Annotated in this window: 22 protein-coding genes; 14 read left to right on the top strand and 8 right to left on the bottom strand. The window is 34.6% G+C overall.

Annotated elements, in window-relative coordinates:
- Nucleotides 1–74: 74 nt before the first annotated feature.
- The 3 genes from ABW637_RS02745 to ABW637_RS02735 all read right to left on the bottom strand — a co-directional run bounded on the left by ABW637_RS02745 (nucleotide 75) and on the right by ABW637_RS02735 (nucleotide 3,009).
- On the bottom strand, nucleotides 75–803 hold the full coding sequence (locus ABW637_RS02745; RefSeq protein WP_367583098.1) for a metallophosphoesterase family protein: 729 nt from the start codon (nucleotides 801–803) through the stop codon (nucleotides 75–77).
- Between the two features lie 71 nt (nucleotides 804–874).
- Nucleotides 875–2,011 (bottom strand): ATP-binding protein, encoded by a 1,137-nt coding sequence (locus ABW637_RS02740; protein ID WP_367583097.1) that lies wholly within the window; start codon nucleotides 2,009–2,011, stop codon nucleotides 875–877.
- Nucleotides 2,012–2,256: 245 nt separating this feature from the next.
- Nucleotides 2,257–3,009 (bottom strand): SDR family NAD(P)-dependent oxidoreductase, encoded by a 753-nt coding sequence (locus ABW637_RS02735; RefSeq protein ID WP_367583096.1) that lies wholly within the window; start codon nucleotides 3,007–3,009, stop codon nucleotides 2,257–2,259.
- A 258-nt stretch (nucleotides 3,010–3,267) separates the two neighbouring features.
- On the opposite strand from ABW637_RS02735, the gene ABW637_RS02730 reads away from it, so the two are divergent.
- From ABW637_RS02730 to ABW637_RS02695, 8 genes are all read left to right on the top strand, one after another.
- On the top strand, nucleotides 3,268–4,269 hold the full coding sequence (locus ABW637_RS02730; RefSeq protein WP_367583095.1) for an AAA family ATPase: 1,002 nt from the start codon (nucleotides 3,268–3,270) through the stop codon (nucleotides 4,267–4,269).
- A gap of 98 nt (nucleotides 4,270–4,367) precedes the next feature.
- Nucleotides 4,368–5,234 (top strand): DUF58 domain-containing protein, encoded by an 867-nt coding sequence (locus ABW637_RS02725; protein ID WP_367583094.1) that lies wholly within the window; start codon nucleotides 4,368–4,370, stop codon nucleotides 5,232–5,234.
- A gap of 13 nt (nucleotides 5,235–5,247) precedes the next feature.
- Entirely contained in the window at nucleotides 5,248–6,915 is a 1,668-nt protein-coding gene (locus tag ABW637_RS02720) for a DUF4381 domain-containing protein (RefSeq protein ID WP_367583093.1), read from the top strand.
- Nucleotides 6,915–7,919, top strand: a complete 1,005-nt coding sequence (locus ABW637_RS02715) for a vWA domain-containing protein (RefSeq protein ID WP_367583092.1) — start codon at nucleotides 6,915–6,917, stop codon at nucleotides 7,917–7,919. Before ABW637_RS02720 ends, ABW637_RS02715 begins: the two co-directional genes overlap by 1 nt.
- Nucleotides 7,920–8,050: 131 nt before the next feature.
- Nucleotides 8,051–9,085, top strand: a complete 1,035-nt coding sequence (locus ABW637_RS02710) for a vWA domain-containing protein (RefSeq protein ID WP_367583091.1) — start codon at nucleotides 8,051–8,053, stop codon at nucleotides 9,083–9,085.
- A gap of 6 nt (nucleotides 9,086–9,091) precedes the next feature.
- A complete protein-coding gene (locus ABW637_RS02705) occupies nucleotides 9,092–9,997 on the top strand; it encodes a tetratricopeptide repeat protein (protein WP_367583090.1) in 906 nt (301 codons plus the stop codon).
- A 58-nt stretch (nucleotides 9,998–10,055) separates the two neighbouring features.
- Entirely contained in the window at nucleotides 10,056–11,822 is a 1,767-nt protein-coding gene (locus tag ABW637_RS02700; protein ID WP_367583089.1) for a BatD family protein, read from the top strand.
- 5 nt (nucleotides 11,823–11,827) lie between these two features.
- A complete protein-coding gene (locus ABW637_RS02695) occupies nucleotides 11,828–12,577 on the top strand; it encodes an SH3 domain-containing protein (RefSeq protein ID WP_367583088.1) in 750 nt (249 codons plus the stop codon).
- Nucleotides 12,578–12,579: 2 nt separating this feature from the next.
- On the opposite strand, the gene ABW637_RS02690 is transcribed toward ABW637_RS02695, so the two are convergent.
- Both ABW637_RS02690 and ABW637_RS02685 read right to left on the bottom strand, forming a co-directional pair.
- On the bottom strand, nucleotides 12,580–13,791 hold the full coding sequence (locus tag ABW637_RS02690) for a DUF418 domain-containing protein (RefSeq protein ID WP_367583087.1): 1,212 nt from the start codon (nucleotides 13,789–13,791) through the stop codon (nucleotides 12,580–12,582).
- A gap of 109 nt (nucleotides 13,792–13,900) precedes the next feature.
- Entirely contained in the window at nucleotides 13,901–14,833 is a 933-nt protein-coding gene (locus ABW637_RS02685; RefSeq protein ID WP_367583086.1) for an alpha/beta fold hydrolase, read from the bottom strand.
- 194 nt (nucleotides 14,834–15,027) lie between these two features.
- Here ABW637_RS02685 and ABW637_RS02680 point away from each other — a divergent pair, with 194 nt between their 5' ends.
- From ABW637_RS02680 to ABW637_RS02665, 4 genes are all read left to right on the top strand, one after another.
- The gene (locus ABW637_RS02680) at nucleotides 15,028–15,351 is read left to right on the top strand and encodes a hypothetical protein (RefSeq protein ID WP_367583085.1); all 324 of its coding nucleotides are present in this window, start codon (nucleotides 15,028–15,030) and stop codon (nucleotides 15,349–15,351) included.
- 144 nt (nucleotides 15,352–15,495) lie between these two features.
- Nucleotides 15,496–17,076, top strand: a complete 1,581-nt coding sequence (locus tag ABW637_RS02675) for a SulP family inorganic anion transporter (RefSeq protein ID WP_367584448.1) — start codon at nucleotides 15,496–15,498, stop codon at nucleotides 17,074–17,076.
- A gap of 10 nt (nucleotides 17,077–17,086) precedes the next feature.
- Nucleotides 17,087–17,719: a carbonic anhydrase family protein gene (locus ABW637_RS02670; protein ID WP_367583084.1), complete on the top strand. Its 633-nt coding sequence runs from the start codon at nucleotides 17,087–17,089 to the stop codon at nucleotides 17,717–17,719.
- Between the two features lie 118 nt (nucleotides 17,720–17,837).
- Nucleotides 17,838–19,703, top strand: a complete 1,866-nt coding sequence (locus ABW637_RS02665) for a SulP family inorganic anion transporter (protein ID WP_367583083.1) — start codon at nucleotides 17,838–17,840, stop codon at nucleotides 19,701–19,703.
- A 29-nt stretch (nucleotides 19,704–19,732) separates the two neighbouring features.
- On the opposite strand, the gene ABW637_RS02660 is transcribed toward ABW637_RS02665, so the two are convergent.
- Nucleotides 19,733–20,239, bottom strand: coding sequence for a CvpA family protein (locus ABW637_RS02660; protein WP_367583082.1), 507 nt, complete (start codon nucleotides 20,237–20,239; stop codon nucleotides 19,733–19,735).
- A 239-nt stretch (nucleotides 20,240–20,478) separates the two neighbouring features.
- Here ABW637_RS02660 and ABW637_RS02655 point away from each other — a divergent pair, with 239 nt between their 5' ends.
- Together ABW637_RS02655 and ABW637_RS02650 are read left to right on the top strand one after the other, a co-directional pair.
- On the top strand, nucleotides 20,479–20,721 hold the full coding sequence (locus ABW637_RS02655; protein ID WP_367583081.1) for a hypothetical protein: 243 nt from the start codon (nucleotides 20,479–20,481) through the stop codon (nucleotides 20,719–20,721).
- Between the two features lie 3 nt (nucleotides 20,722–20,724).
- Nucleotides 20,725–20,997 (top strand): hypothetical protein, encoded by a 273-nt coding sequence (locus ABW637_RS02650; protein ID WP_367583080.1) that lies wholly within the window; start codon nucleotides 20,725–20,727, stop codon nucleotides 20,995–20,997.
- Nucleotides 20,998–21,005: 8 nt separating this feature from the next.
- On the opposite strand, the gene ABW637_RS02645 is transcribed toward ABW637_RS02650, so the two are convergent.
- The gene (locus ABW637_RS02645) at nucleotides 21,006–23,585 is read right to left on the bottom strand and encodes a TonB-dependent receptor domain-containing protein (protein ID WP_367583079.1); all 2,580 of its coding nucleotides are present in this window, start codon (nucleotides 23,583–23,585) and stop codon (nucleotides 21,006–21,008) included.
- Nucleotides 23,586–23,595: 10 nt separating this feature from the next.
- Nucleotides 23,596–24,498 carry a FecR family protein gene (locus tag ABW637_RS02640; RefSeq protein WP_367583078.1) on the bottom strand — a complete coding sequence of 301 codons (903 nt, stop codon included), beginning with the start codon at nucleotides 24,496–24,498 and terminating at the stop codon, nucleotides 23,596–23,598.
- Nucleotides 24,499–24,549: the final 51 nt, after the last annotated feature.

Genomic DNA, 24,549 nt, shown 5'->3' with positions numbered 1-24,549 from the left:
CTTTAAATAATGTAGTAACGAATTGATGGATGTGCTATTAGAATTGACGGATTTAATAAAAAACTTCTGAGCGATTAATTCCTCCCCTTTTCATCTGGATACAATTCATAAACCGGATCACTTTGCCAGAATTCTTTTGTAGTAATATCCATGATGGTCAGTGGTCCTTTAAAGGCGGCACCGGTATCGATATTCCATATGCAGGTGGCATTTACCGGTTTAGTTTGGTTGATTCTGGTAACGGGGGTGTGACCGATATAAATTTCATCAAAAATCAGCAGTCGTTTTGGATAGTTGAGATCGGTTTTCTTTAAATTTGGGTCAATTGCCAGAGCAGTTTCCCATAATGTTCTATCCCAGTAAAAAAGCTTGCTGAAATACTCTTGATGTGGACCATGAAGATTGGTAAACCCTGCATGAAGAAATAATCGATTATGGTCGTCAATATAGTAATTGATAAGATTTTCATAAAACTGAAGATGAATAGTAATGTCTTCTTGGGATAACTTTGCATAAGAATCCATGGTAGCTTGTCCCCCATGTTGTATCCATTTGGGATTATATGTTTTTTGGGTTAACCAAGTATAGGCTAACTCATCATGATTTCCTCTTATAAAAATACAATTATGGGTTGTTTTAAGTTGTATTAAAAAAGAAACAAGATTTGCACTATCACTCCAGCCATCGATATAATCTCCAAGAAAAATAAGAGTATCCTCTTGGTTGACTTTTGCTTTTTCCAGTATTTGTTTTAATGCTTTTAGAGCCCCATGAATATCTCCGATTACTAAAACTCTGCCCATATACTTTGTGATGATTGATTGTTATTTGTTGATGGTTTTAAATGCATATTTCAAAAAAAACTTTTTAGTGACTAGCTATATCTCACTTTCCTTACAATTCTAATACTCTCTTTATAAAGAATATATACGCTATCATTATAGGTTTTTAAGTAAGGTTTGGCTTCTTCAAGTTTGTCTTTTGCCTCACTAAAATCGTTAAAGTAACAGATTAAGTAGGTCGCAGGTAAATTGAGGATGTCTTTTTCTTCGCTTTTTGATAATAGAATTCCATTTTTTAATTTTTCAATTAAGGCATTATTACTATTGTATAAATGGTATAGTGTTTTACGATCAAATTGTGGAGGTTCGAAAAGAAGTTTTCTCTCTATATCATAGCTTGCATTATCTTTAAAAGTGATGACAACTTCTTCTAAAGGATAATATTTATAGGTATCCTGAAGCCCTAATTGAACATATTCTACAATTTTAAATTGGTTATCTGTTAATGATATGCTTACTTCATCCAATTCTGAGTAAAACAACTTTACATGTTCATTTACTAACTCTATATCTACTCTAGAATAATATAATTCTCCATTCTGTCTTTTTTCTTTTGCAGCCCAACAAACTACAAAATACTCTTTAAAAACTTTGTATGCAGGGTTGTAATCCTTTCGCGAGTTCATAAAATCAAAAACCCCATCAAGTGTAAGTTCTATGTTATTTTGGGCATGACTTTCTATTGCACTTACAATGTCTGAGTTGACATCTTTGATCTCGAGATCAAAGACTTTGGGCATACTTATACTACCATCTCTAAAAAAAACAGTACCCCCATAATATTTCCAGATATTTTTTCGTAGTGAACACATTATATTTCCTTGTGATCGAATAGATACCAAACCCACGACTTTATCGCTAGGCAAATGTGGGAAAGGAATGTTCTCGTATGCAACCAGAGGAGGGTTGTCTAAATATGCGTTTACCAGGTTTTGTATTTTACTATCATCAAAAAAATCAACACCAACAATTTGATTATCTTCATCCTCAACACCAATAACGATATACGAATTATTCTTTGGGTTAGAATTGGCCAGTGCACAGATATGTTTTAAAAACTTAGCTTTACCTTCTTTTTCGCCAATATTAAGCTTACGTTTCTTATCATAAAAACTGTTTTCGTCATTATGTGCCAGTAGGTTTTTTATAAGAAGACGTTTATTAATCATTCCTTTTTACTCGATAATCGAGATTTAAATGCTCCGAGGCTTGCCTCGAAATCAAAATTATTTTCCAACCGATGCCTCACAGGCTTGCCCCGAGGTAGTTTACTAATAGCAGTTGTTACTTTTTCCCAAGTTAAACTTAGCCATTTTTATTGGGTCTGCAATGCAATGAGAATAAAGAAATTATAAACTTTGCCGTTATTTAATTTAACTTCAGAAAAGCTGCTACTTACAAGTTACAAACTATTTCATGAATTTTTGTTCAAAACAGTGGCACTTGCTTGTGCTGTAGGAAAAACAACCAGATCAGCAATATTTACATGATAAGGACGGGTAACCACAAAAGCAATAATATCTGCAATGTCCTCTGGTGTTAATGGATCAAAACCTTTGTACACATTATCAGCACGCCCATCATCACCTTTAAAACGCACATTACTAAATTCGGTTTCAACTAAACCGGGATGAATAGCGCCTACTCTAATACCATGCTGATTAAGGTCTATTCTCATACCTTGATTGATTGCATCTACGGCAAATTTGCTAGCGCAGTATACATTACCATTAGAGTATACTTCTTTTCCAGCGACAGAGCCAATATTAATAATGTGACCGGATTCTCGCGTAATCATTTTGGGTAGTACAGCTTTTGAAACATATAAAAGCCCTTTAACATTAATATCAATCATAGCATCCCAATCGTCAATATTACCATTTTGTATAGAGTCTAAACCATGAGCATTTCCTGCATTATTGACAAGAATATCGATTTGATCGAATGCTTTAGGAAGGCTTTCTATAGCCTCCAAGACCTTGTTCTTATCTCTAACATCAAAACAAAGGGTATGAACTTTCACAACCCCACTTAATTCTTCTTGTAATTGGTCTAATCGTTCTTGTCTTCTTCCACAAAGAATCAGATTTATATTGTGCTTAGCGAGCTCAATTGCCGTAGATTTACCAATTCCGCTAGTTGCTCCTGTAATTAATGCTGTCTTCATAAAGTAGTGTCATGTTTTAAAAAATTGCAACACCAATTGAGGTGTTTCGTCTTTTGGTAAACTCATCATGAAAATGATGAACATTGATATGTCTAATATTTTCTGGAAAAAGGATTAAATATACTGTAAAATTTATGCTTAGGCAGTTTTTTTAGAAGTACATTTAACCAAGAATTAACAAGAATGCGAAAATTATTTCGACAATTTGCAATGTTTAATTATGAATAGTAAATTCACGGCTTTAAAAAAATAAAATAGATGGAAGAAAATAGTTCTATTGATATTGCTTCAATCAACCAGAAGATAGAGAAAGAATCTGCTTTTGTAGATTTATTGGTTATGGAAATGAATAAGGTGATTGTAGGTCAAAAACATATGGTTGAAAGATTGCTGATCGGATTATTAGGACAGGGACATATCTTACTCGAGGGTGTTCCGGGATTAGCAAAAACTTTGGCAATTAACACATTGTCTCAAGCGGTTCATGGTAGTTTTAGTCGTATTCAGTTTACACCAGATTTACTACCGGCCGATGTTGTAGGAACCTTGATCTTTAATATGAAAGAGAATGATTTTTCAATAAAGAAAGGACCAATTTTTGCCAATTTTGTATTAGCAGATGAGATTAACCGTGCTCCAGCAAAAGTACAAAGTGCTTTGTTAGAAGCGATGCAAGAGAAACAAGTTACCATTGGTGACGAAACTTTTGTGTTAGACAAGCCATTTTTAGTTATGGCAACTCAAAATCCGGTAGAGCAAGAAGGAACCTATCCGCTACCAGAAGCTCAGGTAGACCGTTTTATGCTAAAAACCGTAATCGATTATCCAAAATTAGACGAAGAACAACTTATTATTCGGGCTAATTTAAAAGGATCTTTTGAAAAAGTAAACCCTGTAGTTTCGATTGAGCAGATTCTTAAAGCTCAACAGGCAGTTAGAGAAGTATATATGGATGAGAAAATCGAAAAGTATATACTAGATATCATTTTTGCTACACGTTATCCAGAGAAATACGGTTTAGAAGAGTTAAAACCACTCATTAATTTTGGAGCTTCTCCTCGAGGGAGTATCAATTTGGCCACTGCAGCAAAATGTTATGCGTTTATCAAGAGAAGAGGATATGTTATCCCAGAAGATGTACGTGCAATAATACATGATGTATTGCGACACAGAATTGGTATTACCTATGAAGCCGAAGCAGAAAATGTAACTTCAGAGGATATTATCAATAAAATTGTCAACGAGATTGAAGTACCATAAATCAGTAAAACAGTAATCAGTATTCTGTAGGCAGTTGCTTTATAGATATTGATTAAAACTGACTGCAAACTGAAGCCTGCAAACTGCAAACTGAAAAAATGGATACAAAAGAGTTACTTAAGAAAGTTCGAAAAATTGAAATTAAGACGCGTCGTTTAAGCGACCACATCTTTGGAGGTGAATACCACTCTACTTTCAAAGGTCGTGGTATGACGTTTAGCGAAGTACGACAGTATCAATTTGGAGATGATGTACGTAATATCGATTGGAATGTAACGGCACGGTACAATGAACCTTATATAAAAGTATTCGAAGAAGAACGAGAGCTAACGATGATGTTGATGGTAGATGTATCGGGTTCTCAATTGTTTGGTACACAAGAGCAATTTAAAAAAGGGATAATCACAGAGATTGCGGCCACCTTAGCATTTTCGGCTACGCAAAACAATGATAAAATTGGATTGATTCTGTTCACAGATGAAATAGAGCTTTATATTCCGCCAAAGAAAGGAAGATATCATGTCCTTAGAATTATTAGAGAATTACTTGAGTTCGAACCAAAAAGTAAGAAAACCAATATTACCGAGGCACTAAAATTTCTTTCTAATGTGATGAAAAAGAAAGCCATAGTTTTTATGCTTTCAGATTTTATTGCAGATGATTATCAACAGACGCTTAAGATTGTTGGCAATAAACATGATGTTACCGGAATTAGGGTATACGATCGAAGAGAAGAAGAAATCCCTAATCTAGGGATGGTACAAATGGAGGATGAGGAAACCGGCGAACTGTTGCTTGTTAATACGAGTTCTAAAAAAACACGTTTACATTACAGCACATATTATCAAGAAAGAGCAGATTACTTTAAGGATAGTTTTACACGTAGCGGTGCAGGGTCATTAAGTAGTAGAATTGATGAAAGCTATGTAAAGAAATTACTAGGCTATTTTAAAAGAAGAGGATAGTAGAAAATCACGAATGAAGAATTACGAATTACGAAGTATAAATAGAAAGAAATGTATTCTCCCTTTGAAGAAGGTTAGGGAGGTGTTATTTTTAGCAGTTCTATTGTTGCTTTTAGGAAATCAAGGTTTCTCCCAGGTATCAGCAACCATTGATTCAACTTCTATTAAAATTGGAGAAGAGATTCGATACAAAATGCACGTCGAAGCAGATTCTACGCAAATCGTTATTTTCCCAGAAGGGAAAACATTTACACCCTTAGAAGTAATTGAATCATATACCATCGATACGGCAAAGAACGGGAAACGTTTAGGGCTAACCAAAGAATATGCATTAACCCAATTTGATTCGGGATACTACACCATACCAAGGCAAAAAGTAATGGTTGGCGATCAGGTGTTTTTTACAGATTCACTTAAGGTTGAAGTTAGAAATGTAGTAGTAGATACAACCAAACAAAAAATGTATGCGATTAAGCCTTTAGAAGATGTTGAGGCTAAATTCCCTATTAATTGGAAAAAATGGTTGTTATTAATAGGTATTCCTTTACTTATCATTGGTGGTATTACTTTCCTTCTTTTAAGAAGAAAGAAGAAAAAAGCGGCTAAAGAAGAAGAACTACCACCTTATGAAAGAGCCATGCTTGCTCTTCAGCGAATAGATGAATCTCATTTACTAGAACAAGACTCACATAAAGAATACTACTCGCGATTAAGTGAAACGGCACGTCGATATATTGATGAAGAAGTATACGATCACGCCTTAGAAAGCACGACCGACGAACTCATTATTCGTTTGGATGAAGAAATAAAATCGGGAGCGCTTAATCTAGATAAACATACCATAGAAGAGCTCAAAAGCGTTCTAAAAACTGCCGATATGGCCAAGTTTGCAAGATCAAGACCAGATATAGGAACGGCAAAGGCAGATCGTAATGTAATAGAGAGAGTAATCAACGAAACAAAAGAAGCGATTCCCGAACCTACCGAAGAAGAATTGTTGGCAGATGAAGAATATAGACGTTCTGTTGAAGAAAAAAAACAGAGAAAGAAGATTCTTCTTGGCAGCCTATCTGGAGTAGGACTAATCATAATCACATTAGGAATTTTTATATATATCAAAGGATATGATGTGGTTGTAGATACGATATTTGGCCATCCCACCAAAGAATTGGCAGATACCGAATGGATCTCTAGCCAATATGGATCTCCACCAGTTACAATTTCTACCCCTAGAGTGTTGATTCGTAATGAGTATCAAATGACTGATCAACAAAGACAAATCCTAAAAGGTAATGAAACGTTTGTGTACGGAAGCCTCGAAGGAAATTTTGAAGTGGTAGTGTCTACGGTTTTATATAACCAACCTACCAAAGTAGAATTAGAAAAGATAGTAGAAGGAGTAGTAGGTAATTTTGAATCTAAAGGAGCAAAGAATATTACGGTAAAAGATGAAGAGTATGAAACGTTAGGAGGAGCCAAAGGAGTTAAAGTATTTGGAAATCTGACCATCAATAACGCTATCACAAAAAAAGAACAAAAGAAAGAATATCTGATGCTTAATTTTGCAGAGAATGGAGGATTTCAACAGATCACTTTAGTGTATGATGTCGAAGATCGCTACGCGAAAGATGTTGCGCAGCGCATTCTTAATTCTGTAGAACTTAAAAATGCCAAAAAATAATGTTTGATAATTTTGTATTCGAAAATCCACAGTTTTTTTGGTTGTTTTTGCTACTACCACTAGCAATCGCATGGTATATCTGGAAACGAAATAAACAACAAGCCGCATTAAAAATTTCCAGCATTAAAGGATTTAAAGCCTCTGCAAGTTGGTTAACTAAACTTAAACCGGTTTTATTTCTAATTAGGCTTATTTCGTTATCCTTAATCATTACGGCCTTAGCACGACCAAGAACTGTAGACGTTTCTACAAAAACCAAAACCACTAAAGGTATCGATATTGTAATGGCAATTGATGTTTCGGCAAGTATGCTGGCCAAAGACCTTAGACCAAATCGATTAGAGGCCTTAAAAGATGTGGCTGCAGAGTTTATCAAAGACCGACCTAATGATCGTATCGGTTTAGTGGTGTATGCAGGAGAAAGTTTTACCAAAACACCGATAACCAGCGATAAATCGATAGTCTTGGGGAGTATGAAAGATGTAAAATACGATAATGTATTAGAAAATGGTACCGCTATCGGTATGGGACTGGCAACATCGGTAAATCGACTTAAAGACAGTAAAGCAAAGAGCAAAGTAATCATATTACTTACCGACGGATCTAATAATGCAGGTTTTATAGATCCTAAAATTGCATCAGAATTGGCGGTAGAATATGGGATAAAAACATATACGATTGGTATAGGAACCAATGGTATGGCATTGGCACCTGTAGCAATTCTGCCTAATGGTTCATTTCAATACGGTAGAGTACAGGTAGAAATTGATGAAGATTTACTTAAAGAAATTGCCAAAGCCACAGGAGGTAAATATTTTAGAGCAACAAATAACAAAAAATTAGAACAAATTTATCAGGAAATAGATAAATTAGAAAAAACAGATATCGAAGAATTTAAATTCTATAATTACGAAGAAAAATTCAGGTCGTTGGTATTATTAGCAGGGTTCTTAATTTTTGTAGAATTTTTGTTGAGGTACACTGTGTTTAGAAGTTTTATTTAATTTTCATATCCCCTTGAGGGGATTATAGGGGTGTTTTACATCCCCCTAGCCCCTTTCAAAGGGGGAATAAATTGTCGCACTAAGCTTGTCGAAGTGTCTTTATTTTGAAGAATTATTTAGTATAAAGAAAAATGTACTTATTAGAAGAAAAAATATATTTCTGGTTGTTATTGGGGATCCCAGTACTCATCCTATTGTTTATAGGTGTCTTAGTATGGAAAAAAACCACCCAGAAAAAATTTGCTGATTCGACCTTATTAAAGAAATTAAGTCCAGACCAATCAATTTTTAAATCTATTTTAAAAATAATCCTGATTAGTTTAGCTTTAGGATGTATGGTGATCGCTTTAGTAAATCCCAAAATCGGGACTAAGCTCGAAACCGTAAAACGCGAAGGAGTAGATGTGGTTTTTGCGATAGATGTATCTAAAAGCATGCTTGCAGAAGACATAGCGCCTAACAGATTAGAGAAATCGAAACAATTGATCACCCAAATCATTAATAATTTGGCTAGTGATCGAATAGGGATCATTGCGTATGCAGGTAGCGCCTTCCCTCAGCTACCCATTACAACAGATTATGCGTCGGGAAAAATGTTTCTTCAGGCCATGAATACCGATATGCTTTCCTCTCAGGGGACTGCTATACACGAAGCTATAGAGTTGGCAAAAACGTATTATAATGATGAAGAACAAACTAACAGAGTACTTTTTCTCGTTAGTGATGGAGAAGATCATGAAGGAAATGTAGCATCAATTGCAGAAGAAGCTTCTAAAGAAGGAATTAAAATCTTTACGATTGGTGTAGGATCCGAAAAAGGAGCACCGATCCCAATAAAACGAAACGGTATCGTACAAAGCTATAAGAAAAATAATCAGGGAGCTACGGTTGTTACAAAGCTTAATACGGCAACTTTGCAGGAAATTGCCAATGAAGCAAATGGCATATACATTGATGGTAGAAGTACAAGTAAAGTGGTAGAAGAAGTCACAACGATTCTACAGAATATGGATAAAAAAGAATTTGAAGCAAAGCAGTTTGCAGATTTTAAGGATCAGTTTCAGTGGTTCCTTGCGGCAGGATTGTTATTGTTGTTTCTGGATATTTTCTTTTTAGAAAGAAAAACATCCTGGGTTAAAAAATTAAACCTCTTTAATGAGCAATAAAATAAGATGAAACATTATTTAATACTTATATTTTGTTTACAAGTGGGATTCCTTTTTTCGCAAGAAGAAGAGGAAGATAAAGCGCAGACCATTGCCGAGGCAAAACAATTTATTGCTACGGGTAATAAGGTGTTGACTAAAGACGGTAACTTTCCTAAAGCAGAAGGAGAATACCGAAAAGCTATTGCCAAAAATCCGGTTGATCCCACAGCAAAATATAATCTTGCCAATGCATATTATACTTCAGAAAAATATGACGAAGCCACACAGCGATATACAGAGGCTACAAAAATAGCGACCACCAAGGCAGAAAAACATAAAGCTTTTCATAACCAGGGTAATACGCATATGGAGCAGAAAAAGTATAAAGAAGCTATAGAAGCGTATAAAAATGCTTTGCGCAATAATCCTAAAGATGACGAGACACGATATAATTTGGCATTAGCCAAAAAAATGTTGGAAGAGCAGGAAAAACAAAATGATCAAAGTAAAGATGATCAGGGAGGTCAGGATGAAAATCAGGACAAGGATCAAAACCAGGATAATAAAGATCAGCAAGAAGGAGACGATAAAGAAGAGAAGAAAGGTGATGAAGGCGAGAAAGAACAAGATCCAAAAGATGGAGATCAAGAGGATAAAGGAGATCAGGGAGAGGATCAAAAAGATGAAGGTGACGAAGAGAAAAATGATCAAGGAAAACCTAAAGATGATCAAGGAGATAAGGAGCAGGATGAAAAAGATGGTGAAGGCAAACCACAAGGCCAACAACCACAACAAGTTCAAGGTCAATTATCCCCACAACAGGTAAAAAGCTTGTTAGAAGCCATGAATAACGAAGAAAAGAAAGTACAAGATAAGATCAATGCAAAAAAAGCGCAAGGATCAAAAGTAAAAACAGATAAAGACTGGTAAACTAGGATAGTATTGTCCACTTCCGCGAAAGCGGAAATGATGTAAAATATATAATTTGATGAAACTAAAACTAATTTTTCTAACATTGTTTCTAACGCTAGCTCAGTTTACATTGGCGCAGGTAAAGTTTGAAGCCAAAGTAAGTAAGAAAAAGTTAGGAGTAAACGAGAGATTACGTGTAGATTTTGAAATGAATAAAGACGGAGACAATTTTACTCCTCCTTCATTTTTGGGATTTACAGTTGTGGGTGGACCCAACCAATCCATTAGTAACTCATGGATAAATGGTAAAAGATCGTATTCTAAAACATTTAGTTACTTTCTTGAGCCAAGAGGTAGAGGAAAATTCACTATAAAACAAGCTGCCATAGAAATTGATGGTAAAATCTATAAAACACTTCCTGTAAATGTTGAGGTAACTGGCGCTGTTGATAAACCTAAAGACGGGAACGATACCGATTTTGTTGCCAGCGAGAATTTACACCTGATTGCTGAGGTTTCTAAAGCTAACCCTTACCTAAATGAAGCCATAACTGTGGTGTATAAGCTTTATGTTAGCCCAAGGATTAGTGTAAGCAATTGGAGAGAGTTGGATAGCCCAAAATACAGCGATTTCTGGAGTCAGGCTATCGACATGAAACAGCTCAAAATAGAAAATGGCGAGTATAATGGAGAACCTTATCGTTATGTAGTACTGCGCAAAACAGTGTTATATCCACAAAAAACAGGAAAACTAAATATAGAACCGCTTACCCTAACGGTTTCAGTGGATGTGCCTACCAAAAGAAGAGATATTTTTGGAGGAAGATTATATTCAACGGTTAATAAAACAGTAGCCGCGGGTAACAGAGCAATCAATGTAAAGCCTCTTCCTGCACAAGGAAAACCTGATGATTTTAGTGGAGCCGTAGGATCATTTGATTTTAAAGTTACTACCAATAAAACAGAATTAGATGCAACAGAATCTTTAGATGCCAAAGTATTAGTTTCCGGAAACGGTAACCTAAAATTATTTGATTTACCTCAACTTACTGTACCTAATGGGTTAGAGCAATATGAACCACAACATAATGAAAGAGTAAGAACCAATTTAACAGGTATGGGAGGTAATATCTCTGATACCTATACATTAGTGCCCCAGTATAAAGGAAAATATCCTATACCGGCTGTTTCATTCTCTTATTTTGATCTAAAAACAGAAACATATAAGAGGATTACATCAGATGAAATAATCATTAATGTAAAAACAGGTCCAGATGGAGGTAATACTATCGCAACGTCTGAATCTAATGGTACGGGTAAAAAAGTAGTTACTCAGGTAGGAAACCAATTTAGATTCTTGAAATCAAAAGCTAACCTTAAACCAGTTACAAGAAAACATTTCTTTAAATCTATAGCGTATTGGTTATCACTCACTGCCCCATTATTGGCTATACCATTATTTCTTTTCTTCGGAAAAAAGAGAGAAGAAAGATTAAGTGATGTTAAAGGAAACAGGGTTCGAAAAGCAGATAAGCTTGCACGTAAATATCTTTCTGAAGCTAAGAAAAATTTAGGAAGTCAAAAAGAGTTTTATATCGCCATGGAGCGGGCTTTACATAATTATTTAAAAGCAAAATTGCATATCCAAACCAGCGAGATGAGCAAAGATAGGATACAAAGGCTTTTAAAAGAGCGTGAGGTAGAGGATACCATAGCCATAGAATTCATTGCATTATTAGAAAGTTGTGAATTTGCAAGATATACGCCGTCTTCAACTTCGGCAATGCAACAAGATTATGATAAAGCCTCTAGAGTGATTGCTACTATAGACAAACAATTATAGAATACATGAGAAGAATAATTGAAATAACACTGTTTTTAATAGTAGCCTTTGGTTTTTCTCAGGACGAAGAAACTTTTCAGAGGGCAGGTTCATTGTATAATCAAGAGAAATATCAAGAAGCTATAGATGCCTATAGATCAATTTTGGATACGGGTCAGGAGTCTGCTTCATTATATTACAATTTGGGTAATGCCCATTACAAATTAAGTAACATCGGGCCTAGTATTTATTACTATGAAAAAGCACTAGAATTAGCTCCAAATGATGAAGATATTCAGAATAACCTTGCCTTTGCCCAAAAAGCTACTATAGACTCAATAGATGTAATTCCCGAGGGCTTTGTTTCTAGAACAATAAAAAGATTCACGACGATGTTTAGCTACGATAATTGGGCATGGATTTCGGTAGTCTGTATGGTCGTATTTGTTATTTTGTTTATCCTATATTATACGGCTCATACTTCTTCAAGAAAGAGATTGTTTTTTGTAAGCTCTTGGTTGTTACTTTTTATTGGAATTCTTGGAGTTGCTTTTGCGTACAACCAGTACAATTTTCTTAAAAACAATCAGTTTGCGATTGTTTTTGCTCAAGAAACCAATATAAAAAGTGAACCCAATCTGCGTAGTGAAGAAGTGTTTGAGCTTCATGAGGGTACAAAAGTGCAAGTTACCGAGACAGTAAACAATTGGAAAAAAATAAAACTCTCTGACGGAAAAATTGGATGGATTCCTGCTGAAGACTTAAAAGAGCTGTAGGATCATTTTTTAAAAGGTTGTATTTTGCCCAGTGTTGCACTTCGCCATAACCATTCTAATGGGCCATATCTAAAATAGGTTAACCAAACCTTACTAAGCATTGCTTGTATACTAATTAGTAAGATCGCCATTGCAAAAAGATATAAGGTTCTAACTTTTCCTAAGTATCCAAGACCCCAACCAAATAAAATAAAAGTACCTACAATAGATTGTAATACATAATTTGTAAGCGCCATTCTTCCGTATGGGGCAAAAAAGGATAATCGTTTTTCACCCCAATTTTTCATATAAATTAATATAAAAGCACATAGAATAATTGCTGTAAGCACCATATTTGACCAGTCATAAGCATTAATACCTAATACATGTAGCCAACTTTTGAAATCTACAGGTTGCGGACTCAAACCAAAGAAACCACCAGTAATTAGCAAAGCAATTAGAAAGAAAATAAAGGCTCTTTTTAACCACTTTTTTACTATTGGGATTCGTTCTTCTACATTTTGAAATAGTCCTATTTTACCTAGCCATAGACCAATCAAAAAATAACCAAAGGTGAGATAAAATCGACCAATAAATCCAATCTGGAAGTCCATTTTTTGAAGCATTCCCTGGCTGGCATTTTTTGTAAATACATCAGTAATACTCCCTTCTTTCAGTGTTTGTATATAGGATGTATTTAATTCATTATTGAAATCCATAAACGACGAAAAACCAAAAGCGCTATCTGTGCCTAAAATGTAATAAGAAATAAATCTTGGGATACTTACTAAAAATAACCCTGCAATCAATAAGATCCATTTATTATTCATTTTATAAAAAGGAATAAGAAAGGGAGCTATAAGTGCGTAGATGGTTAAAATATCTCCTTTGTAAAAAAGATGATGGCCATACCCAATAACAAAAAGCAAAAAAACTCGCCATAAAAATCGCCCAGCAAAGTTTTGCCCACGCTTTGCAGCAGTATCCATCTGAATAAAAAAACTAAGGCCGAAAAGAATAGAGAAAAGAGCAAAGAATTTACCAATAATTAAAAAACCAATGGCTCCACTAAGGACCTGATCAATCGGGCCATTAGTTATTTCCATTAAGTTATCGGTAGGAGCAGAGGCGATATATTGCTCGGTCATGTGTACCAAGGCCACTCCAGCAAGTGCAAAACCCCTGAGAGCATCGATAATGACTATCCTATTTGAAGAAGTTTTTTCCAACACCATTAAAATAGGAATTTATAACGACACCACAAAAACGAACTCATATGATCAAAGAGCCATAGGTTTGATTTTTAGATAGGTTATAAATGGGTTCTTGAATAATGCATTAATTTCATTTCATTTTACGACGTATGATTTCAATTACATCTTGCGATTTATCAAATTGAACATAATGGCCTGTTTTGTCTAGCAGTATGAGTTCAGAATTCTTTACTTCAGAATAGAATTTTTCGCAATCATTTCTCAACGTACTTATAGAATCTTTGCCTGTAATAATGGTAATATCAGAGGTTATATTTTTATACTTGTGTGACATTAAATTTAGGTCATCTTGATAATGAATAGACTCTTTAGATTTTGTATAGATAACCTTGGGTTGAGACCAGATATGTTGTCTTTCTTCTATAAGTTTATCAACCTTTTCCTTTTCAGTAGATTTAAATATAGGGATTAAACCATCTCTTATTTGTGCATTAGCAATGGTATATGAAGACAATAAAGCGATTCCTCTACCTATTACAGGTGTTGCAATTAATTTGTAAATTTTTCTTGGCTGGGCTTTGTACAATGGAGAATCAATAATTATATATTGAAGACCTTTCAGGCTAGAATGCGTAGCCATATAAGCCGCTGTAGAGCCACCATAAGAATGTCCTACTATTAAAGGGTTCTTCAATTCTAATTGACTAATCAACTGCTCTGCCAAAATCGCATTATCTTTTATATGATAGGTATAGTCATTTGATGAACTAAACCCATGTCCTGGTCTATCAAAAGAGGTTACCCTATAGTCTTTTGCAAGAGCATCAACAATATCGTTCCAATCTTCGATCAGACCTGGACTACCATGAACGAATAGAATGTCTTTTCCGCTTCCTTTTTGCGAAATTCTAATGTTTTCGTTTCCAATAGTGACAAAAGTAGTTAAGGGATTTTGGTTATCCGATAAGTTTCCAAGATTGGTATATCCCAGAAAGGTGATGACGATAAGCAATATACCTATTCCTAATAGCGTATATTTTACTATTTTCTTGATTTTTTTCATTGTTCTTCTTACTATCTAAATGTAGTGGTTTTTTAAGAAGTATACTACTCTAGTTTTTTTAGATAGGATAGTAATCTTTTGATTTTCGTTACAACGAGTAGCAACATCACATGATGTTGTTTAAATAAATTTACGATTGATTTAACAGATTTTGAAAGTAATACTGTTATTTTAGCGGTTCAAATTCTTTATTCGTGTTAACAAAGCTTCAAATAGCAAAATTTTTAATCGTATTTGGGTTCTTCCTAAATATTACCCATTATGGTATTGGGCTAGTTAACTTCTATAGTAGTGAAGAAAAAACTTCTGTTGTTTTTGAAGAAACAGAAAATTCAGAAAAAAAGGAAAAAGAGAGCTCAGAGAAAGAAGATTTTAAAGAAAAAGATAAAATCTCGCAATATCATGATGAGAAAACCTCGGATCTATTGGATCTAGTGGGGACACTTCACCCTGATTTTTATCTCAAAAACTCTTCGGTATACCTAGAGGAAAAGACACCACCTCCAGAATTTTCATAATACATTTTAATTATTTTAATTCGCAAAACAAATCATTCATTGAATTGAATGGGTATTTCCTTTTGTGAATTGTTTCAAATCAATTTTATCTATTTGTTTCTAATGATTAATTAGAAACATCAATTAATTTATATTACTATGAACATTTTTAAGAATTTAAAAAATGATCTACCCGCAAGTATTGTGGTATTTTTTGTAGCCTTACCTTTATGTTTGGGTATTGCTTTGGCTAGTGGAGCCCCTCTTTTTTCTGGTTTAATCGCGGGAATTATAGGGGGTATTTTTGTAGGAGTCTTAAGTGGCTCGCAGATAGGAGTAAGTGGTCCTGCAGCAGGATTAGCAGCAATAGTACTTGCGTCCATAGGAACATTAGGTGGTTACGAAAACTTCTTGGTGGCTGTGGTGTTAGGAGGAATAATTCAAATTCTTTTTGGAGTATTGAAATTAGGGGTAATAGGATACTATTTCCCTTCTTCTGTTATTAAAGGAATGCTAACGGGTATTGGGATTATTATTATTTTAAAACAAATCCCACACTTTTTTGGATACGATACCGCTCCAGAGGGTGATTTTTCTTTCTTCCAAGCTGATGGAGAAAATACATTTTCCGGAATCATTAGTGCTTTTAAATCCATTAGTTTAGGATCAACTATTATAGCTGTTATCGGTTTGGCAATATTAATTCTATGGGATAAAGTTCTGGTTAAGAAAGCTAAAATATTTCAATTGGTTCAGGGTCCTTTGGTTGCAGTAGTGATTGGTATACTTTTTTATGCTTTTACTGTTGATAGTTCAGAGTTTGGTATATCCAAAAATCATTTGGTTAGTGTGCCTATTCCAGGAGATTTTTCGTCGTTTTTAGGGCAGTTTAGCTTTCCTAATTTTGCGGTTATAGGTAATACAGATGTATGGATAACGGCATTTACAATTGCTTTAGTAGCTAGTTTAGAAACACTGCTTTGTGTAGAGGCAACAGATAAGTTGGATCCAGAAAAACGAGTGACGCCAACTAATAAAGAGCTATTTGCTCAAGGAACTGGTAATATTATTTCTGGGATGATCGGAGGATTGCCTATTACCCAGGTAATTGTAAGAAGTTCTGCGAATATACAATCGGGGGGGAAGAGTAAAATGTCGGCCATCATTCATGGATTCTTTTTATTGATATCTGTGATTTTAATACCTCGTTTATTAAATATGATCCCGCTTTCGGTTTTAGCAGCTGTATTACTAATAGTAGGATATAAATTGGCAAAACCATCTACTTTTAAAGCGATGTGGAGTGCAGGTAGAAAGCAATTTGTACCTTTCATAGTAACCATATTAGGAATTGTTTTTATCGATTTATTATGGGGTATTGGTTTAGGGCTTATGGTCGGAATTGTTGTTATTCTGTATAAAAGCTACCAAAATTCTCATTTCTTGCATATTGAAGATGTTAGTAATGGAAAACATAAGGTTAAAATGACCTTAGCAGAAGAGGTTACCTTTTTTAATAAAGGAGCTATTCTAAAAGAACTTGATCAATTACCAGAAGATACGTATCTTACTTTGGATGTTAGAAAGACTAGATATTTAGATAATGATATTTTAGAAATTCTAGAAGATTTTTCTGAGAAAGCAAAAGGTAGACATATCGATATTAAACTTATTTCAGAAAGAGGGGAAATTGAAAACCCTGACAGCTATATTCAATTTTTTAAATTAAGATCAAAATCAGCTTAAACACATAATTATGAAAGCACTTACAAAAGAAACTCAAGCATCAATAACGCCAAAAGGAGCGGTAGCATTATTAAAAGAAGGGAATTCTAGATTTCAAAAAAAGATGCATGCAGATAGAGACTTGTTAGAACAAGTAGCAGATACAAAAAGCGGCCAATTTCCGTTTGCAACCATATTAAGCTGTATCGATTCAAGGGTATCATCTGAATTAATTTTTGATCAAGGTATTGGTGATATTTTTAGCGCTCGTGTTGCAGGTAACTTTGTAAATGAAGATATTTTAGGTAGTATGGAATTTGCATGTAAACTTGCTGGAACCAAATTGGTTTTGGTTTTGGGTCATACCGCTTGTGGAGCTGTAAAAGGAGCCTGTGATGATGCTAAATTAGGAAACTTAACCGCGCTTATCAGTAAAATTAAGCCTGCAGTCGAAGCAGTAACAGAACCAACGGATCCTTCGTCGAGAAACTCTAAAAATATTGATTTCGTGAATGAAGTTGCCGTTAAAAATGTACATATGACCATAGATAATATCCGAAAAGAAAGCGAAGTATTAAGAGAGATGGAAGATAATGATGAAATTTTGATCTTGGGTGGTATGTATGATATCAGTAATGGAAAGGTTACTTTTTTCGAAAGCTAATCAAGTATATTAAAATTTTCCTAAAAGAGTTGATATAAATTTATATCAACTCTTTTTTTTAGACTAATTTTGATAGTTTTACTATCATTGAGAATAGAAATCGAAAAAATAGTGACATATGAAAGGTTTTTTTAGCAATCTTAGAGGAGATACATTTGGAGGTTTAACTGCCGGAATTGTAGCATTGCCTTTGGCTTTAGCATTTGGCGTTTCTTCTGGATTAGGGCCAAGTGCAGGATTATATGGAGCAATTTTTATCAGTTTTTTTGCTGCTTTATTTGGTGGTACAAATACTCAAATTTCTGGTCCTACAGCACCAATGACCGCCGTAAGTATGCTGGTAATTGCCGGATTGATAGGAGCAAATAACGGAGATGTCGAAAAAGCATTACCCGCTATCCTTACAGTTTTTCTTCTAGCTGGATTAATGCAGATAGGATTAGGAGTCCTGGGAATTGGAAAATATATACGATACATACCTTATCCTGTTGTTTCGGGATTTATGACGGCGATAGGAGTGATGATTTTGATCACTCAATTGTTACCGGCTCTTGGATATTATCCGAAAGACGATAAGGACTATGTTGAAAAATTTAAACCTCAGGCCGAAGAGGTCATCCTGGATAAAATACTAATAGATGAAGCTGGAGAAGGAATTCTGGTTTTAGAGGACTTTAGAGAGACCATTAAGAGAGCTGAAAAAATTTCTAAGGAAGAAATATATCTTGAAGCAGAAGCGCTGGCAAATAGTAATGCCTCTGGTGTTTTAGGCTCTATTAGAAGTCTTCCTAGAGCGATAAAAGGTATAAGCTATCTAGAATTAATCTTGTGTTTGATTACCATCGTGATTATTTATGGATTTAAAAGAATTACTACTGCAGTACCAAGTACTTTAGTAGCGTTATTGATTGTTTCTGGAGCAGCCTATGGTTTGGGATTAGATTATAGACCTATTGAAAAAATCCCCAGTGGCTTTCCTGCTCCTAATTTATCAATTATAACCAATTTCAGTTTAGAAGCGATATTCCCATATTTTTTTACAGCACTATCGTTATCCTTTTTAGGAGCTATAGATTCTTTGCTGACTTCTGTTGTGGCCGATAATATGACTAAAACAAAGCATAATCCCACAAAAGAGTTGGTGGGTCAAGGGATAGGAAATAGTATAGCAGCTTTTTTTGGAGGAATCCCCGGTGCTGGTGCAACCATAAGAACTGTTGTCAATATAAATGCAGGAGGAAAAACAAGATTGTCGGGAATGATAGCAGGGGTACTACTGCTCCTGGTCTTATTAGCTCTTGGTCCTATTGCTTCGCAAATACCAGCTGCAGTACTTGCCGGGATTTTAATCACCGTAGGTATTGGAGTAATGGATTATAAAGGACTAAAAGCAATCCCTAATATGCCAAAAATTGAGGTAATAATCATGATCATTGTTTTAGTGCTCTCTGTTTTTTGGGATTTGGTCTATGCCGTTGGTATAGGTCTAGTATTAGCTTCATTGGCCTTTATGAAAAAAATGGGAGATGTTACCGTAATGGAATCAAGAATAGAATCCTTGAATGGGTTTGAAAATCGTATGCTAGAGAAACCCTGGAAAGATGAACTAAACTTCCCAACAGAGCTTAAAGAAGAAATATTTGTAAAACATCTTAATGGGCCACTGTTTTTTGGATCCAATAATGAGTTGCAAGAATTAGCAAATCAAATTCCTGAAACAGCTTCTCATGTGATTTTAAGAATGGATAGAGTGCCTTATATGGACCAGTCTGGTGTGTACACTCTTGAAGAAATTATTTTGGGATTAGAACAAAAAAATATTAAAACTCAAATAGTTGGAATTCAGAAACAACCTATGTACATCATTAAAAGTATTCATATTGTACCTGATTTAGTACCTGAGGAACGGGTTTTTGAGGATTTCGATTCATGTATTGCCTATCTGATCGAAGTAGTTGAGGATAGAGTGACAGCTCTAAAATAGCTTCATAGGCTGCGAATGTTTTTGTATATCTATGCTTCAGTATGATTATTAGAGGTTTCTTTTAATACATTAGGTAATACCATGGGTGCTAGTTTACGCACAGGATTGTAAAGTAACGAGGATTGCAGTGTTTCTTGTTTAATAAAAGTAATGTTCCTGTTGATGGCCTCAATGAAAATAATGAGTACACTAGCAATAAATGCCATTTTTAAAACCCCAAAAGCAGCACCTAAAATTTTGTTTAAGATTCCTAAAGCTGCATAATCTGCAATTTTGGTGAGTAGTTTACCGGTCAATGAAACCAAAATAACTACAACAATAAATGTGGTGGCAAATGCAGCAAGTTTCATAGCGCCTTCTTGCCAATCTACATATTGTTGCAAGTAATCTCCAACAATATGTGAAAAATGAACGGCAATATAAATACCTATTACTAGCGCCAATAACGAGGCCAAAGAAGCAAATAAACCTTTACTAAGGCCTTTTATTAATCCCCATAATAAAAGAATCCCTAAGATGATGTCAATGTAATTCATTGATAAAAAATTATGGTTTCAAATATAGTTTATTCTACCCATAATTAAACAAGTAAATTGGTTTTGTCATTGTATGTATATGACTATATTATTTTACGTATTACATCAAAATTTTGTATCACAGTAAAGCGAAGTCGAAATGTTCTTGGCAAAGTAAGATTTTAGAACAACGACATAAAAGCAATGTGAATTAAAATATAATTGTATATATTTAGCATATAATATATACAATATATATCATGAGAAAAATTATTGATATTGATGAGCAAATAATCCCTAAACTTAAGCTATTGGCGGCAATAGAAGATTCTAGCGTTAAAAAAGTAATGGAAGATGCCATATCTTGGTATATCGAACACAAGCAAAATACACAGATGAATGCAATGTCTCTAGATCAAAAAGAGGACTTAGGTTTATTGCTTTTAATGCAACAAGCAAAGACTTCTGTCATGATTAATGAGGAAGAACTATTTAAAAAATAGAACATGGACTTGAAAATCTCCTTAAGCTTTGCTAATGACTTTAAAACTCTAAATGACATATCGCTTACAGAAAAGATTAAAAGTATCTTAGAATCGATAAAAACAGCTAAAAACATACATGTTTTGACTCAGTTTAAAGGTGTAAAAGGCGATGATAAAGCGTATAAAATGGGTATTGGGTTCTATTTTTTGATTGGTGTGATGACTTCAGAAAATGAAATAACATTAATACGATTGCTGCATAGAGATGAAATAATAAGAGTTCTAAATACATAGAGATTATATTAAAAAAACATCCTAAACACCAAATTAGGGGTTAATCCTAAAGACTGTTGTCTTAAGATCTCTAATTCAACCTCGCCTGTATTGGGATTTTCGTCTGCCCGATAGCTCAGCGAGATAGGAACCTGTCTGTTATATACATTTTGTATAGAAGCTCCTAATTGTCCTCTCCAGCTTCCTGTTTTGTTAAGATTGAATTGATAAACGGCAGACACATCTAAACGATGGTACTCTGGTAAACGTCTGGCATTGGCACGGCCAAATTCTATCTCCTCATTGATAAGGTCGGCATCTGTAAAAGGTGCTCCTGATCGCCACAACCAACCTAGAGAAAACTCCCAGTTATGCATTTTTAGAGTATTAGAAATTCTAAAATTATGAGTGATGTCATTATTACCAGGAAAAGAACCCTGTTGTATTTCGGGAAATGTATATTCGATATCATTAAATGTGTACCCTAACCAGGTTTTAAAATTTCCGAATTTCTTTCTTAAGAGGATATCAACCCCTAAAATAGAGCTTTTTCCAGTAGATAAATCGATATCCAAAGTGTTAACCCCATTAGTAACCGATGTTAAACCATCGATGTTTTTATAATATCCATCGATCTCAAAATTCCAATCGTTTTTAGAGAATAAAAAACCTCCAGAAAACTGAGTGCTTTCTAAAACTGGGATTTCATCATTGGCATGTATCCAAATATTATTTTCTAACCTAAGCTGTGTGTCTTCGAACTCTATCAACTGACTTATAGGTTGGTATCTAAGTTCTGCGGTACCCTTAACTCTTAAAAAATCAAAGAGTGGATACTCGATATTCACTCGGGGTTCTATATATAATTCGTCAACAACCGAATAATGAGATGCTCTAATTCCCAGGTTGATAAAGGCTTTATTTTTGGATAAAAATTTATAATTTCCGTAAATTGTATTGGCAGTGTTTTTTACCAGATCAGATTCATTTATAGGAGTTTCAAAATCGCTTTCTCGGGTAATGGCATAAAAGACTTCATTATTAGAAAATTGATACCCTGCAGTCACCACATTTCTTTGATTAATATCATAGGTAAGATTAACATCGAGACCTAAATCTTCTACAGTGTTTTTTCTGATAGATTGTTCTTCTATTCGTAATTCTTCCCGCAATGTGAAAAGGTAATCAGAATCATATGCAGAGTAATATGCCTTTAGACTATGTCGCAATTTTTTAGATCGCGTACCCACCCACGAAAAACTAGCACCTTCATTTTTTATTTCCAGATCATCAGTAATAAGATCTTCATCACTATCAATTTCGAAAGCAAGATCATTATTGGTATAGATACTACTCAATAGAATTTTGTCATTTTTAGAAGCATCTATAATGAGTTTTGTACTTACATCATAAAAGAAAAAATTGTTATCACGAATATTTTCTTCATTTTCGGGATCATCACCTTCTTCTACCTCTTCCTCTGGATCTATTGGAATAATTGTGGGGCTTGGGGCTGCATCAATTTTTGTATTCTGAAATACTTTTTTCGAAAGCGCTTTGTATGTTGGGGATTCATATAAATCTGTAAATGATCGTCTCCCCGAAATCACCAAGCCTGTCTTTTTTGACAGGGGTGTTTTAAGAAAAAGATCGGCATGTGTGCCATTTATTCCGGCACCACCATTCAACTTTTCGGGTACTTCTTTATCACTAGAAATGTCAATTACACCAGAGGCTCGATCACCATATTTTGGGTCTGTGCCTCCTTTAAAAATTTTTGCATCTTTAATCACGCTGGGGTTAAAAGCAGAAATCATTCCGAAGAAATGCCCGGTATTATACATTTTAATATCATCCCAAAGAATTAAATTTTGATCAGGAGAGCCTCCTCTTATCTGTATGCCGGTTGCAGTCTCATCGGGGCTATTAATTCCCGGAATGAGCTGAATGCCTTGTAAAATATCAGTTTCACTTTGACCAGGAAGAATACCAAGATCATCGTTGGTTATGGTTATCGATCCATCAATATTTTTATCAATCCCAGTGGTAAGATACTCTACTATCAACACTTCTTCTAGTGCAGTGCCGCTCGTAAACATGGGTATTTTGGGACATGTAGATGAAGCAAAAGAAGAAACATTCATTATTTTGTTTTTATACCCAACATATTGTATTGATAGGGTTGCATCCTGTTCTATTTCTCCTAGTTGAAAAAAACCATTATCATCGGCAATAGTACCGACCTTCTCATTTTCAATGATTATTGATGCAAAAGAGAGGGGTTCATTTGTGGTTTCGTCAAAGAGATACCCACAAACTTCTACTTTTGTGCTTGGGGCGCTCACAATAACTTGTCTTTCGGAGATTTTTTTAAAATCGAGACCGGTTAATGTTTTTAGAGTGCTTAAAATCTCATCTAAAGGAGTATTATTAACGGCTAGGGTTATGATTTTGTTTTTTACAGTTTCATTGCTAAATGAAAAAATAAGATTGTAAGATTCGGATAATTCTGTAAGGACTTGCTGTAAAGGAGTTTCTTTGTAATTCTTTGTGATCTGCGCATTAATATTCAATGAACATAACAATAACAACACTAGGATTTTTTTCATTTACGCATATTTATCTTGGTGAAAGCAAAACCATGTTTCCGTTTACAACATATTCTATTCCCATAGGTACTAATACAGACTCTAATGCAATCTTTAGGTCTTTGTAATTAAAACCGCCGGTAAATAATTGATTTTGATCAATCGTACTGCGTTTAAAAGTAATATTGTATTGTCTTTCCATTTCATCCAATACTTTTTCTAATGGGATACTATCAAAAATGCTTTCTCCACTCATCCATAATGGTGTTTTTTCGGTAATCTTTCTCGAAATCAATGTACTACCTTGTAGCGATACGGCATCCCCTTTTTCAAGTGTTTTTTTCTGATTTTCTACTGAAGAAACTCTCACTTTTCCTTCATAACAACCCACCGTAAACTCATTAGGTCTTCCTTTTACATTAAATTGTGTACCCAACACTTCAATTTTACCTAATTGCGTGGTCACCGTAAAATTAGTTCCCGATGTTACTTTAAAAAAAGCTTCTCCATCTAACTTCACTTGTCTGGTATTGGACCAGAAAAAACGTGGATGCGAAAGGGTAGATGCTGCATTAAGCTCTACCGAACTTCCGTCTGGTAAAGTAATTGCCAATTGTTGTCCTGGATCTGCAATATAAGACACTTTGTTAAAGAAAAGTCCTATAATTAATACAATGGAAGCAGCTGCCGAAATTGCGTACAGGATCGGTTTTAACTTGATTACTTTTCCTTTTTTAGGAGCATCAAGTTTTGTGATTGTAGTTTCTAATGATTGCTGAAGATCAAAAGATGGTGCGTTAAAAAAGGCTAATCCTTCTACGATTTTTTTATACTCATCGTATTCAGGAAGCGCTTTTAACTCCTCGAGCTCCTCGGTAGTAAGATCATTATCTAACCACTTTGCTAAATATGTATTTTCATTTTCGCTAAGCATAATGCTATCTTCATATCAAGCTTATAACAGGTAATTTCTGAAATACCCTAC

This window comes from Aquimarina penaris (assembly GCF_040786285.1).
Taxonomy (GTDB): Bacteria; Bacteroidota; Bacteroidia; order Flavobacteriales; family Flavobacteriaceae; genus Aquimarina.
The sequence above is the reverse complement of the archived record's forward strand: the minus strand, read 5'-3'. Positions and strand labels throughout refer to the sequence as shown.

Bases quoted from the DNA above. Each gene is read 5' to 3' on its own strand.
- ABW637_RS02745 (WP_367583098.1), bottom strand. From the start codon at position 803: ATGGGCAGAGTTTTAGTAATCGGAGATATTCATGGGGCTCTAAAAGCA.
- ABW637_RS02740 (WP_367583097.1), bottom strand. From the start codon at position 2,011: ATGATTAATAAACGTCTTCTTATAAAAAACCTACTGGCACATAATGAC.
- ABW637_RS02735 (WP_367583096.1), bottom strand. From the start codon at position 3,009: ATGAAGACAGCATTAATTACAGGAGCAACTAGCGGAATTGGTAAATCT.
- ABW637_RS02730 (WP_367583095.1), top strand. From the start codon at position 3,268: ATGGAAGAAAATAGTTCTATTGATATTGCTTCAATCAACCAGAAGATA.
- ABW637_RS02725 (WP_367583094.1), top strand. From the start codon at position 4,368: ATGGATACAAAAGAGTTACTTAAGAAAGTTCGAAAAATTGAAATTAAG.
- ABW637_RS02720 (WP_367583093.1), top strand. From the start codon at position 5,248: ATGAAGAATTACGAATTACGAAGTATAAATAGAAAGAAATGTATTCTC.
- ABW637_RS02715 (WP_367583092.1), top strand. From the start codon at position 6,915: ATGTTTGATAATTTTGTATTCGAAAATCCACAGTTTTTTTGGTTGTTT.
- ABW637_RS02710 (WP_367583091.1), top strand. From the start codon at position 8,051: ATGTACTTATTAGAAGAAAAAATATATTTCTGGTTGTTATTGGGGATC.
- ABW637_RS02705 (WP_367583090.1), top strand. From the start codon at position 9,092: ATGAAACATTATTTAATACTTATATTTTGTTTACAAGTGGGATTCCTT.
- ABW637_RS02700 (WP_367583089.1), top strand. From the start codon at position 10,056: ATGAAACTAAAACTAATTTTTCTAACATTGTTTCTAACGCTAGCTCAG.
- ABW637_RS02695 (WP_367583088.1), top strand. From the start codon at position 11,828: ATGAGAAGAATAATTGAAATAACACTGTTTTTAATAGTAGCCTTTGGT.
- ABW637_RS02690 (WP_367583087.1), bottom strand. From the start codon at position 13,791: ATGGTGTTGGAAAAAACTTCTTCAAATAGGATAGTCATTATCGATGCT.
- ABW637_RS02685 (WP_367583086.1), bottom strand. From the start codon at position 14,833: ATGAAAAAAATCAAGAAAATAGTAAAATATACGCTATTAGGAATAGGT.
- ABW637_RS02670 (WP_367583084.1), top strand. From the start codon at position 17,087: ATGAAAGCACTTACAAAAGAAACTCAAGCATCAATAACGCCAAAAGGA.
- ABW637_RS02665 (WP_367583083.1), top strand. From the start codon at position 17,838: ATGAAAGGTTTTTTTAGCAATCTTAGAGGAGATACATTTGGAGGTTTA.
- ABW637_RS02660 (WP_367583082.1), bottom strand. From the start codon at position 20,239: ATGAATTACATTGACATCATCTTAGGGATTCTTTTATTATGGGGATTA.
- ABW637_RS02655 (WP_367583081.1), top strand. From the start codon at position 20,479: ATGAGAAAAATTATTGATATTGATGAGCAAATAATCCCTAAACTTAAG.
- ABW637_RS02650 (WP_367583080.1), top strand. From the start codon at position 20,725: ATGGACTTGAAAATCTCCTTAAGCTTTGCTAATGACTTTAAAACTCTA.
- ABW637_RS02645 (WP_367583079.1), bottom strand. From the start codon at position 23,585: ATGAAAAAAATCCTAGTGTTGTTATTGTTATGTTCATTGAATATTAAT.
- ABW637_RS02640 (WP_367583078.1), bottom strand. From the start codon at position 24,498: ATGCTTAGCGAAAATGAAAATACATATTTAGCAAAGTGGTTAGATAAT.